The following is a 12,241-nucleotide window of genomic DNA, read 5'->3' on the forward strand; positions in this document are numbered from 1 at the left end:
TGGGCTGGACCGCGCGGTACGATTTCGAAAGCGGGCTGGAGCACACGCTGCGCTGGTACCTGGACCATGAGGCCTGGTGGGCCCCGATCCGGGCGGCAACCTATGCGGGACAGCGGCTTGGGCAGGGCCACTGACCTCCGCCCGATGAACCGCCTTCATCCGTGATGCGCGACCAGGCCTGCCCTGAAGCAATCGGGCAGGCCGTGGATGCGGCGCGGCGGTGCTGATCGTCGGTTAGCCTTGGCGGTCCGCCCCTGGTGATGGTTCAGGGACCCGAAGCGCGGGGGGCTTGGCTGAATGATGGCAAGCGCGCCCTCATGCGCCCAGTGCCATCCCGTCCCGCTGCGGGTCCGCCCCGCCGAAGCAGGCGCCGTCCCGGATCAGAACGCCATGCGGCGCACCGAAGGCGTAGCTCTGGTAGGATCGTGCCACCGGATAGCCCATGGCCCCCAGCGCATCCGTCACCCGGTGCGGGATGCGGTTGGCGACATCGATGGTGTCGCTCAGCGCCACGATGCGGGGCGCCGCCACGGCGTCCGACATGCCCATGCCGAAATCCACCACATTGCTGATGGCCTGCGCCAGCGCCGGTACGATGTAGGTGCCGCCCGGCGCACCCAGCACCATGGCGATCGCCTCGTCGCGGAACAGGATGGTCGGCGCCATGGCGCTGCCACGGCTCTTGCCCGGCGCGATGGAAGCGGCGCGGCCCGGGCGCGGGTCGAAGCCGCTCATGCAGCCATTATACATGAAACCCAGCCCCGGCGTGATGGCGCCGGAGGGAATGCCGAGCGTGTGGGTGAGGGACACGGCATTGCCCTGCCCATCCACCACGCAGACCACGGTGGTATCCGGCGGGTCGCGCGGTTCCTCCGCCCGCGCCACGCTGGCCTTTTCGCCCGCGCGGATGCGCGCCGCCAGCGCCTCGGCATGCCCGGCCGAGAGCAGCCGGTCGAGCGGCACGTCGACGAAATCGGGGTCGCCCATATGGGCGTCCTTGTCGATCGTCATCCACTTCATCGCTTCCGCCAGGATGCGGAGATGTTCCGGGCTGTTGTGCTCCAGTGCGCCGAGGTCGAAGCAGCCCATGATGTGCAGCAGCTCGATCAGCGAACCGCCGCCGGCCGGTGGCGGGTTTGAGGCGACGCGCAGCCCGCGATAGCTGCCCCAGCAAGGCGCCTTCTCCCGCACCCGGTAGGCCGCCAGATCCTCCAGCGTCACGCCGCCGCCCTGGGCGGCCATGTCGGCCGCGATCTCGCGCGCCATGTCGCCGCGATAGAACACCTCGGCACCGCCTTCGGCGATGCGTTCCAGGCTGCGCGCCATGTCCGGGTTGTGCAGCACATCGCCGGGGCGCTTCAGCGTGCCGTCGGCGCGGAAATAGACCTGCCGGCCGGTTTCGCTGAATCGCAGCTTGTCGGCGACATTCACCTGGCCATCGCCGCCATGGTCGATCGCCCAGTAGTAATGCATGTAGGGCCGCACCATCACGCCGCGCCGCGCCTGGCCGATCGCCGGCTGCATGACATCGCGCAGCTTCATGCTGCCGAAGCGGGAAAGCGCCTCGGTATAGCCCGCGACATTGCCCGGCGTGCCGACGGCGCCGTAGCCCATGTCGTTGGCCTGGTCGCGCAGCAGGAAGACGAAGCCGTCACGCGACTGGCCGATGAACTTGTCGGCCCACATTTCGGGCGTGGCGGTCAGCGGCGCCTTGCCGAAGAATTCCAGCACCGTATGGATGCCGCGTGCGGGCATGCAGATCTGCATCGCGCCGAAGCCGCCGATGCCGCACATCTGCGGATCGACCACGCCCTGGCTGAAGGCGCAGGCGATGGCGGCATCCACCGCATTGCCGCCCTGGCGGAGGATTTCCACCCCCGCCTCCGCCGCCTCCGGCTGCGCCGCCACCACCATGCCCCGCATCGTGTCTCTCCCTATTGCAACTCTTTGCAGCCAGCGAAGCTGGCCGAGGCGCCCGAGGACAAACCAGCACTAATCCGGCGTGATGCCCGAGGCGCGGATCACCGGCGCCCAGGCCGCGATCTCGTCGCGCACGAATTTCTGCGCGTCAGCCAAGTAAAGCCGCCCGGCGGTGGTCGAGGTCTCGGCGAAGCGGCGCTGGACGTTCGGGCTGGCCTGCGCGCTGCGCACCGCCTCGGCCAGCTTTTCCAGGATCGGTCGCGGCGTGCCGGCGGGAGCGGCGAGGCCGGCCCAGCCATCGGCCACCACCTCGGGGTAGCCCAGTTCCCGGAAGGTCGGCACATCCGGGAAATCCGGCGAGCGTTCCGGCGCCGTCGTCGCCAGCGGCCGCAGCGCGCCGGATTTGATGTGGGCGCTGGTCGCGGTCAGGCTGTCCAGCACGCTCGGCACCACGCCGGCCATCAGGTCCGTGATCGCCTGTGCGGAGCCGCGATAGGGCACATGCTCCAGCGGCGCGCCGGTCGCCGCCGCCAGGCGCATGCCCAGCAGATGCGCGACGCCGCCGGCGCCCGATGTGCCGTAGAACATCGGCCCGGCCTTCGCCGCGGCCACATAGCCGGCGACATCGCGGATCGGCTGGTTGGGGTTCACGCACAGCAGATACGGCGTGCCCATCATGATGGCGATGTGCTCGAAGGAGGTGTCCGCATTGTACTGGATGCGGTCCCGGTACAGCGTCTGCCCGATCGCCAGGCCGCTGATGGTGGTGATCAGCAGCGTGTAGCCATCGGGCGGCATGCGCGCGACGAAGCCGGTGCCGAGGGTGGAGCCGGCGCCGCCGCGGTTTTCCATCACCAGGGTCTGGCCGAGCGTCGCCTGCATTTCCTGCGCTATGACGCGCGCCGCGATATCCGTGGCGCCGCCGGCACCGAAGGGCACGATGACGCGGATCGGCTGCGCCTGCGGCCAGGGGGTGCCCTGGGCGGCAGCGGGGCGGGGCAGCAGCGGCGCTGCGGCCGCCAGCGCGGCGGCGGTGAGCAGTTGGCGGCGGGTGATTCCGGCTTGCATGGTCAGGTTCCTGTGGCTTGGGGGGATTGCGGCGAGCGGATCGTGCCGGTTTCGGCCAGGATCAGGAAGGCCGGCATCGCCATCTGGGCGAAGCAGCGGACCAGCATCAGATCATCTTCCGTGTACCAGCCGGAGCGGTGCATCAGATTGACCTGCCCCAGCGTGCGGCCCTGCCAGCGCAGCGGCGTGTTCATGGCGCTGCCGCAGCCGAGTGCCGTCGCACCCGCATGGTCCGGGTAGCTGGCGCGCAGCTCCGCCTCCGTCCGGATCAGGATGGGCCGGCCATGCTGCATCAGCTCCCGCATCCGAGGCGCGGCGGAGGCCAGCTTGCGGCCCCCGACCGGATAGGCATCCGGCAGGTTCGACCAGACCCGCTCCGCCTCGCCACCCGCATGGTGCACCTGCATGGTGCACAGGATGTGCCCGACGGCGCCCGCCAGCGCCGCATCCAACGCGGCCAGCGTGGCGCCGGGCTGCGCCGGCTCGGCCTGTGCAAGCGCCAGGCGGGCCAGATAGGGCAGGGGGTCGGGGCGCGCCGTCATGTCAGCCGGCCGGCCGTGCATCGACCGCGAGCGTCCGCTCATCCGACCGCGGCAGGAAGCTGATGCCCTTCCGCACCGCCCACAGATTCTGCAGCATCAGCATCGGGATGATCGGCGTATCCGCCATGGCGAGTTCCGTCGCCTCGATCAGCAGCGCCTCGCGCGCCGCCTCATCAACCGTGGAGACGGCGCGGGCGGCCAGCGCATCGAGCGCCGGATTGCTGTAGCGGCCGTAATTGTACAGGCCGATGCTGCGCGGCCGGTCATGCGTGGCGAAGCACTGGGTCAGCATGTAGCCGCCCTCGAAGGTGGCACTCCCCCAGCCCCAGAGGCCCATGGAGAATTCCTGGCGGCCGCCGCGCGCGGCATAGCTCGCCCAGGGCAGCGCCTCCACCGTGGTCTGCACGCCAATGCGCGCCCACATCTGCGCCACGCCCTGTGCCAGGCGGGCGTCGTTCGGGTAGCGGTCATTCGGCGTGTGCAGCGTCAGGCGGAAGCCATTCGGCAGCCCGGCCTCGGCCAGCAGAGCGCGCGCGCGCGCGGCATCCTCCTCCGGCGGCTTGACGCTGGGGGCGTAGGAATAGGCGCCCGGCGGCATCCACTGGCCGGTCGGCGTCGCGGTGCCGAGCATGACCCGATCCGCCAGTGCCTCCCGCCGCAAGGCCAACGACAGCGCCTGGCGCACGCGCAGGTCGCGGAAGGGATTCTGCGGCAGGGGCGTGCCGCTGGCGTCGGTGACGAAGGGGCTCGCACCCTCCCGCGACAGATCGGGAACCAGGTAGATCAGCCGGATGCCGGGGATTGCGGTCACCTGGAAGCGATCATCCGCGCGCATCCGCGGCAGGTCGCTGACCGAGGGGGTATCGATGATGTCCACATCGCCGGAGAGCAGCGCGGCGGTGCGGGCGGCCGGGTTGCTCAGCAGGCGGAGCGACACCGTCTCCCACGCCGGCTTCGGGCCCCACCAGGAATCGTTGCGGGTCATCTCCACCCGGTTGCCGGGGGTGTAGGACCCGTAGCGATAAGGGCCGGTGCCCACCGCGGCCTTGCCGGAATTGTAGTCCGCCGTGGTCGCACCCTCGCCGACGCGGCGGGAGACGATGCCGACATAGGTGAGGTTCGGGCCGAGATCCGGCGCCGGGACGGGCGTGTGCAGGCGGATGGTCAGCGGGTCCACCACCTCCACCCGCTGCACCGCGCGCAGGAAGCCGCCGAAGCCACCGGGGCTGTTCGGCACGTCGCGGGCGCGTTCGAAGGTGAAGACCACATCATCCGCGGTGAAATCGCCGCCATCGTGGAATTTCACGCCCGGGCGCAGCTTGAATTCCCACAGCGTGTCGGTCAGCGGCTTCCATTCGATGGCGAGGCCGGGGATCAGCCTGCCATCCGGCGCGCGGTTGATCAGCCGCTCATAGATATGCATCGCGACGGTATGGTTCGGCACCGCGTGGTAGAAATGCGGGTCCATCGTGGTGAAGGCGCCGCCGAGGCCGATCTGCAGGGTCGTGCCGGAAGCCCTTGCCGGGCGCGGCGCCAGCGCGCCCCAGCCGGTGGTGGCCAGCGCGCCGGCGGCGGCGAGAAGATCGCGACGATGCATGGGCATCTCCTGTAACGGTCAGAGCGTGATGACCGAAGGTGCGAAGGCACCGAAGGTCTGAATCACGCGTTCAAACAAAAGGTTAGAGCGTGGTGCGTGAAACTGGGTGAACGCATCGCGCTCTATGCGCAGGGGCGCAGCGGCAGTTCCAGGGCCGAGGCCCTTTCGCCGCCGCGCAGCAGGGTCAGGCGCGGCGGCCGGCCATGCGGCACCTGCGCTGCGTGGTCGGCGTCCGCCCCCGAAAGGGACAGGCGAATGCGGCTGCCCTGGCGGAACACCCAGGCGGTGGGCAGCAGCGGGATGCGGAGGCGGGTTGCCTCGCCGGCCACCAGCGGCGCGGCATCGGCGCGGCTGAAGCTGCGGAACGGCCAGGTGGTGCGGTAGGCATCGGGCGCCGGGCTTTCCTGGCGGTGCAGGGCGCGCAGCAGGCCTTCCGTCACGTAACGGACGGTGCCATCCGCCTCGACTTCCGAGAGATAGACGAACAGCGCCGCATCCGGCTCGCTCGATTCCAGCCAGAGATCAGCCAGGCCGTGCCCGGCCAACTCCATGTCCTGCGGAAGCGGCGCGGAGGACCAGCCGAGCAAACCCGCCTGACGCTGCCCCCAATCCGGATAGTAGGTGGTGCTGTTGATGCCGGCGATGCGCTCATACCGCGTGCCGTCGCCGCTGCCCCAGGCGAAATCCGCCTGCGCCGCATCCTGCCCCGCCGCACCGGGCGCATCGGCCAGCGCGCCCTCGGCCGCGAGATACAGGCGCTGTGTGCTCTCCACCGGTGGCCAGGATTCCGCCGCGCGCCAGGCCTCCGCATGCAGGCTGAAGAAATGCACGGGCGCTTCCCGGTCGAGCCCGGTATCCCGCCGCAGCAGATAATGGTCGAAGAAGCGCAGCACGGCGCCGAGCAGATCGAATTCCGGCGTCTGATCCCGCCGCCAGGGGGAGACGTTGCAGCGCGCCCCATGATCCCACGGCCCCAGGATCAGATGCACCGGATTGTCGCGCAGCGTCAGGAAGCGGGAAATCGCGCCATTGGCGTAGCCGGCGCCGTCCATCCAGCCGGAGACCGCCAGCACCGCCACATCCGGCCGGATGCCGGCGCGGACCGAATAGGGGCTGAAGGAGGCCGAGCTGAAGCCCGCATCATAGGGCAGCGGGTCCTCGCGGAAGCGGAACTCCGCCATGAAATCGGGCTGGCGGAAATTGCCGGCATGCTCGCGCAGCGCCGCCGCCAGCAGGCTGCCATCGGCATCCTCATCCACCGGATGCGGCCCGGCGAGATCCGGATTGGCGTAGTAGACATAGTTGCGCAGCAGGTCGCGCCGGTCATGGTCCATGGCGACCATCAGATCGTCATAGCTTTTCGCCAATTGCTTCAACTGGATGCCGCCGGGGTAGTAATTATCCGCATAGGTGTCCCACACGGCGAAAAGCGGCGCGATCGCCTTCACCGCCGGGTGGCCGGTGCTGGCCAGGAAGTCGGACGCCGCACCGGGGTAGGAAATGCCGGTGGCGCCGACCTGCCCATCCGACCAGGGCTGCGCCACCACCCAATCCGTGATCTCCGCCGAATCCTCGCGCTCCCGCGGTGAGCGGAAGCTGTCGCGGGTGCCGAAGGAAGCCCCCGTTCCGCGCACATCCACCACCACCACCGCATAGCCGCGCGGCACCAAATGGCGCACGAACTTGCCGGCATTGGGGATCGCATCGCCCTGGCCGCCCTCGCGCAGCCGGAAGCGGCGGTAATAGGGCGTCAGGATCAGGATGGCGGGCACCTTGCCCGTCACGCCCTGTGGCAGCCAGACATCCACCGCAATCCGGCAGCCATCGCGCATGGTCAGGTAGCGGGAGGCCGGCGCCTCCGGCAGCGCGAATTCCACCTCGCGGCCGGCGGCGTAGCTGGAGGGGGCCAGGCGCCAGGCGGCGCCGGTTTCGTCGCGGTCGGACATGGTCGCAGCCTCGCTGGAGCCGGGACATCGGCTGTGTCACCGGTCCGGCATCCATGCGCGAAGCTGCGCGGCTGCGTCAAATGCGTTATGGGTGCCAAACCATGCGGTTTCCGCACAGAATGAGGGGGCGGGATGCACAACCTGCGGTCGCTGGACGCGCTGCGCGCCTTCGTCGATGGCGGCTCCGTCTCCCAGGCCGCGATCCGGCTGGGGCGCACCCAGCCGCAGGCGGGGCGGCTGCTGGCGGCGCTGGAGGCCGATCTCGGCTTCCGCCTGTTCCACCGCGAGAACCGCCGCCTGACCCTGACGGCGGAGGGGCTGCGCTTCTACCGGCAGGCCGAGCGGGTGCTGGCCGGGCATGACGGGCTGCAACGCCTGGCCGCCGGCATTCGGGATGGCCGCAGCGACAGCCATTTGCGCGTGCTGACGGCGCCGCAGGTCGCCAGCGTGGTGCTCGGCCCGGCGCTGCGCACCATGGCGGCGCGGGTGCCGGACTTCACCGCGCTGGTCGATACGCGCATCCGCCTGGATGCCGAGACGGTGGTGGAACAGGAGCATTTCGACCTCGGCGTCACCGTGCTGCCGCTGGCCCACCCCAAGCTGAAGGTGGAACCGGTCTGCGCGCTGGAGGCGGTGGTGGTGATGCGGCGCGACCATGAACTGGCCCAGCTTCGCCAGGTGGGCCTGCCCGATCTGCTGGCGCATGATCTGGTGGTGACGCATGAAAGGTCCCTGCTGCGCCAGGGGCTGGAACGGCATTGCCGGGAGGCGGGGCTGACCCCGCGGCCGCGCTTCGAGGCATCCAACGGCGTGGTGGTCTGCCAATTGGTCGCGCAGGGGCTGGGCGTGGCGCTGGCGGACCCCTTCGTGGTGCTGTCCTCCCCGGCGCCGCACCTGGCCATGCGGCCCTTCGCCTGTTCGATCCCGATTCCCTACGGCCTGTTCTTCCCGGCCTGGCAGCCGCGCCCGGACATCGTGGATCAGTTCGCTGTGCTGGTGGCCGAGACGGCGCGGCGGGAAGCCGCCGCGCTACGGCGCAGCCTGCGGCGGCGAGGGCCTGATATTGCCGCGATGCGCCGCGCGGCGGAGACTGCGGGACCACCGGAGGAACCGCTCGAATGAAGCTCACCGTCTCCCCCAACAGCCCCTATGTCCGCAAGGCGATGGCCTGCGCCATCCAGCGCGGCATCGAGGATCGCATCACCCCCTGGGCGGAAGCCGGCAAGGACCCGGCGCTGCTGCGGCACAACCCGCTGTCGAAGATCCCGACGCTGGTCACGGATGATGGCCTGTCGCTGTACGACAGCCCGGTGGTCTGCGAATACCTCGACAGCATCGGCGATGCACCGAAGCTGTTCCCCGCCGCCGGCCCGGCGCGCTGGACCGCGCTGCGCCAGCAGGCTCTCGGCGACGGCATCATGGATGCGACGCAGCCGCGCCGGCGCGAAATCGCGCTGCCGCTGGATGAAGGCCGCCGCAGCTATATCGAGACGCAGCAGGGCAAGGTGACGCGCGCGATCGATGCGCTGGAGGCGGAGGCGGAGGCGGAGACGCTGGGTGCGCTGACCACGATCGGCGAGATCACCATCGCCTGCGCCCTCGGCTACCTCGATTTCCGCTACCCGAACGAGCCGTGGCGCCCGGGCCATCCGAAGCTGGAGGCCTGGTACGCCAAGGTCAGCACGATGCCCGCCATGGCGCGCACCGCCCCGCCCGCCGGCTGAGCCTCAGCGCGCGACCGCGGACAGGCCAAGCCGCCGAGCCGTCTCCACCGGCCCGGCGGCGGCCAGGCCCTGCATATCCTCGAAGCTGACCGGCTGCGCCGGGCGCAGGGTGAATTCCAGTTCGCCCGGCTGGCGTATGAAGCTGGCCAGCGCCTCGCGCACCGACAGGAACGGATCGGCCGGGCCTGCTGCCCGGGGTGCCGAAGTCTGGGGTGCCGAAGTCTGGGGTGCCGTTGCCTGGGGCGCTGCGCCCTTGGAGCTGCCCGCCGGTCCCTTGGAGCTGGAGGCCGGGGGCGCCGCTGGTGCCGCACCCTTGCGCGCCGGGGCCGGGGCGGGCGCCGCACGGCTGGGCGGTGCGGCCGGACCAGCGCCCGGGATCGGCATGGCGAGCGCCATCTGCGCGAATTGTTCGCGCAGCTGCGCCTCAGGCACCCCCTGGCTGCGCGCCTGCTCGGCCAGGACGCGGCCCATCAGCCCCTCGTCGCGCAGCGAAAGGGTCAGGCCGTGCAGCCTGGCCCGCATCAACTGCGCCATGATGGCGTCGTCATCCTGCTCCTCGCCCGGCCGGGGCAGCGGCATCCCGCTCAGGTTGGTCCGCAGCGCCAGGCTGGCGGCCTCGCTCCAGCGCAGCCCGAAGGGCGCGATATCCAGCACGCCACCTTCCCGCCGCGCCGAGCCGCGCAGCTCCATCCCGCCGGCGATCTCCCGGTAGCCATGCTGTTCCAGCCAGGCGACGGTGCCGGCGGGTAGCGTCACCCGCAGCCCCTGCAGGCCCATGCTGGTCTCGGCGAGGCCGCTCGCATCCATCGAGGCCTCGATCGCGGTGCGGCCGAGGGCAAAGACCGGCTGGCCGCCCGCCTGCGCCGTCAGCCCTTCCATCACCACGCTTTGCGGCGTGCCCACCACCGGGTCCGGCACCTGAACCCCATCCATCAGCGCGATGGTGGTCCCGGCCATGTCGATACCCTGGGAGGCGATGCGCCCGATGCGGACATCGCCGGCGCCCAGCGCCCCGAAGGGCGCGGCCACCCGCACCCCTTCCACCGCCAGGTCGGTCAGCCTGCCCGGCACCCAGTCGCGCAGCGCGAAGCGGCCGATCGCCAGGTCCACCTGATTGTCCGGCTCGCGCAGCTCCGCCCCTTCCAGCGTGAGAAGCTGGACCGAGAATTGCCGCGGGTCCGGCATCGAGCCATCCAGCGGCGGCAGCACCATGGATTGCACCGCGGCCCGGCCGAGGCGGAAGGCCAGCGCGCCGCTGCCGCTATCGCGGAAATCGACGCCTTCGAGGGACGCCGCGCCCAGCACGCCGGGGCCATAACCCTCCAGCGAGGCGCGACCCACGGTGAGCAGGCCGGGCTGGCCGGTGCCACGCAGCGCCTCCAGCTCCATCGTGCCGAGCTCGAAGGTGGACAGGCTGAATTCCTGCCCCGCCGCCGGCAGCGACATGCCGCCGAGCACCAGCCGGGCGACCTCGAAGCGGTCCTCCGCCGTGCCGATATTGGTCACCAGCAGGATGGAGCGCGCCTCCGCCCGGCCGAGCCGCGTCCCGGTCAGGTCCTGGAGCAGCAATTCGGTGACGGTGATGCGCTCCGTCGGTGCCGTGATGGTCAGCTCGCCGAGCCGCGCGCGGCCGGTTACCGGGTCCACCTGCCGCTGCCCGACCGCCAGCCGCGCCTCCGGCCCGAAGGCCAGGCGCAGCCGTTCCAGCGCGGCATCGAGCTGGCGCTCGGCCTCCGCCTGGGCGAGGGCACCGGCACCGGCGAGCGCCAGGGCGCCGGTGAAGGCGCCGGTGAAGACGAGCATGGCGAGGCGGCGGCGCATGGCAGGCTCCGGGGATGATTTGGCCGGCAGCCTATCCATGATGACCGGCGCAGGTCCAATGCCGCACATGGCGGCTGGTTTCAGCGTGTTTCGCCCTGTGGGACATCATGCCGGTCCCCGGCGGGGCGCTCAGGCCGCGATCGCCGGGGTCAGCGGCCGCACCACCAACCGGTCGATCCGCTGGCCACGGCGTTCCAGCACCCGCAGCATATAGGGGCCGATGATGACCTCGGTGCCCACCTGCGGAATGCCCCGCTGGCGCGCCGCCACCAGGCCGCCGATGGTCGCCGCCTCATCCTCCGGCAGGTCCCAGCCGAGTTCGCGGTTGATGTCGCGCACCCGCAGGTCGCCGCGCACCTCGACCTCGCCATTCTCGGACAGGTCGCCGAGAATCGCCTCGCCGCGCTGCACGATCTGGCCGACCACGACCTCGACGATGTCCTCCAGCGTGACGATGCCCTTCAGCGAGCCGTATTCATCCAGCACCATCGCCATCTTGATCGGCGCCTTGCGGAATTCCTGAAGCTGCTCGCGCAGCGGCCGCGTCTCGATCACCAGGGAGGCGGGCTGTGCCACCGCGACCAGGTCCATCTTCGCCGTGTCACCCGCGGCTGCCTGCAGGGCGCGCAGCACGTCCCGCGCATGCACCACGCCCAGGATCTCCTCCCCATCCCGCCCCCAAAGGGGGAAGCGCGCATGCGGGGAGGCGAGCACCTTGGCGAGCATCGCCTCCGGCTTCTCCGCCGTGTTCAGGGCGACGACGCGGGACCGGTGGGTCATCACGTCGCGCACCGTCATGTCATCCAGCGCCAGCACGCCGCGCAGCATGCCGCGTTCCTGGCGTGCGGCGAGATCGGCCGGGCCCTGGTGGCCCATGCCATGCAGGTCGATGGCACCGAGCAGCTCGTCCTCCGTGATGCCAGGGCGCTCGGCTTCCGGCGTCTTCGCGCCGAACAGCCGCAGCGTGCCGCGCACCACGATGTTCACCAGATCCGCCACCGGGCCAAGCAGCCGCATGGTGGTGGACAGCACCGGCACCACGCGCATCGCCGCGGAATCCGGCGACCGCAGCGCCAGCGTCTTCGGCAGCACCTCGGAGAAAATCACCAGCAGCGCGGTCATCACCAGCGACGCATAGGCGACGCCACCCTCGCCGAACCAGGAGATCAGCAGCGCGGAGGCCAGCGCCGTGGCGGTGGTGTTGACCAGGTTGTTGCCGACCAGGATGGCGGCCACCACCCGATCCTTGCGCTCGCTCAGCTTGCCGAGGGTGACCGCGCGGCGGTCGCCTTCCTTGGCGCGGCGGGTGACGAAGGCGCGGCTGGCGGCGGTAAAGGCGGTTTCCGTGCCGGAAAACATGGCGGAGGCACACAGCAATGCCAGGATGATCCCGAGCATCACCAGACTGGTTCCGTCCATTGACCGACCTAACCCCCGCGAGGCCATGCCCGGGCCGCGGAATGCGGCGGGCGGTGGCCAGAGACGAGAGCTACCACAATCGGCGCCGCGCTTGCAGGGGCCGCCATGCTGCGGCGCCACACAAGCGCGCGGGCGCTGGACGCCGGGGCGCGCTGGCGCGAATGTTGCTATGCAAAACGGGCCGCGCGGCATCTCCCCGCGGCC

Annotated in this window: 9 protein-coding genes; 2 read left to right on the top strand and 7 right to left on the bottom strand. The window is 70.7% G+C overall.

From position 1 onward, the window contains the following. Nucleotides 1-315: 315 nt before the first annotated feature. The 5 genes from ggt to Q8S40_RS15750 all read right to left on the bottom strand — a co-directional run bounded on the left by ggt (nucleotide 316) and on the right by Q8S40_RS15750 (nucleotide 7,073). Nucleotides 316-1,923 (bottom strand): gamma-glutamyltransferase, encoded by a 1,608-nt coding sequence (gene ggt, locus Q8S40_RS15730; protein WP_305671129.1) that lies wholly within the window; start codon nucleotides 1,921-1,923, stop codon nucleotides 316-318. Nucleotides 1,924-1,992: 69 nt separating this feature from the next. Further along, nucleotides 1,993-2,988 (bottom strand): tripartite tricarboxylate transporter substrate binding protein, encoded by a 996-nt coding sequence (locus Q8S40_RS15735; protein WP_304813176.1) that lies wholly within the window; start codon nucleotides 2,986-2,988, stop codon nucleotides 1,993-1,995. 2 nt (nucleotides 2,989-2,990) lie between these two features. Beyond that, entirely contained in the window at nucleotides 2,991-3,530 is a 540-nt protein-coding gene (locus Q8S40_RS15740) for a GAF domain-containing protein (RefSeq protein WP_305671130.1), read from the bottom strand. Between the two features lies 1 nt (nucleotide 3,531). Further along, nucleotides 3,532-5,127 carry an ABC transporter substrate-binding protein gene (locus Q8S40_RS15745; protein WP_305671131.1) on the bottom strand — a complete coding sequence of 532 codons (1,596 nt, stop codon included), beginning with the start codon at nucleotides 5,125-5,127 and terminating at the stop codon, nucleotides 3,532-3,534. A gap of 122 nt (nucleotides 5,128-5,249) precedes the next feature. Beyond that, entirely contained in the window at nucleotides 5,250-7,073 is a 1,824-nt protein-coding gene (locus Q8S40_RS15750) for a CocE/NonD family hydrolase (RefSeq protein ID WP_305671132.1), read from the bottom strand. 132 nt (nucleotides 7,074-7,205) lie between these two features. Here Q8S40_RS15750 and Q8S40_RS15755 point away from each other — a divergent pair, with 132 nt between their 5' ends. Next, nucleotides 7,206-8,195, top strand: a complete 990-nt coding sequence (locus Q8S40_RS15755) for a LysR family transcriptional regulator (RefSeq protein WP_305671133.1) — start codon at nucleotides 7,206-7,208, stop codon at nucleotides 8,193-8,195. Continuing rightward, nucleotides 8,192-8,797, top strand: coding sequence for a glutathione S-transferase N-terminal domain-containing protein (locus Q8S40_RS15760; protein WP_305671134.1), 606 nt, complete (start codon nucleotides 8,192-8,194; stop codon nucleotides 8,795-8,797). The genes Q8S40_RS15755 and Q8S40_RS15760 overlap by 4 nt, the downstream gene beginning before the upstream one ends. A gap of 3 nt (nucleotides 8,798-8,800) precedes the next feature. On the opposite strand, the gene Q8S40_RS15765 is transcribed toward Q8S40_RS15760, so the two are convergent. Both Q8S40_RS15765 and Q8S40_RS15770 read right to left on the bottom strand, forming a co-directional pair. Continuing rightward, nucleotides 8,801-10,618 carry a hypothetical protein gene (locus Q8S40_RS15765; protein ID WP_305671135.1) on the bottom strand — a complete coding sequence of 606 codons (1,818 nt, stop codon included), beginning with the start codon at nucleotides 10,616-10,618 and terminating at the stop codon, nucleotides 8,801-8,803. A gap of 129 nt (nucleotides 10,619-10,747) precedes the next feature. Then, the gene (locus tag Q8S40_RS15770) at nucleotides 10,748-12,037 is read right to left on the bottom strand and encodes an HlyC/CorC family transporter (RefSeq protein ID WP_305671136.1); all 1,290 of its coding nucleotides are present in this window, start codon (nucleotides 12,035-12,037) and stop codon (nucleotides 10,748-10,750) included. Nucleotides 12,038-12,241: the final 204 nt, after the last annotated feature.

It is taken from the genome of Falsiroseomonas sp. (assembly GCF_030695085.1).
In the GTDB taxonomy this organism is placed as follows: domain Bacteria; phylum Pseudomonadota; class Alphaproteobacteria; order Acetobacterales; family Acetobacteraceae; genus Falsiroseomonas.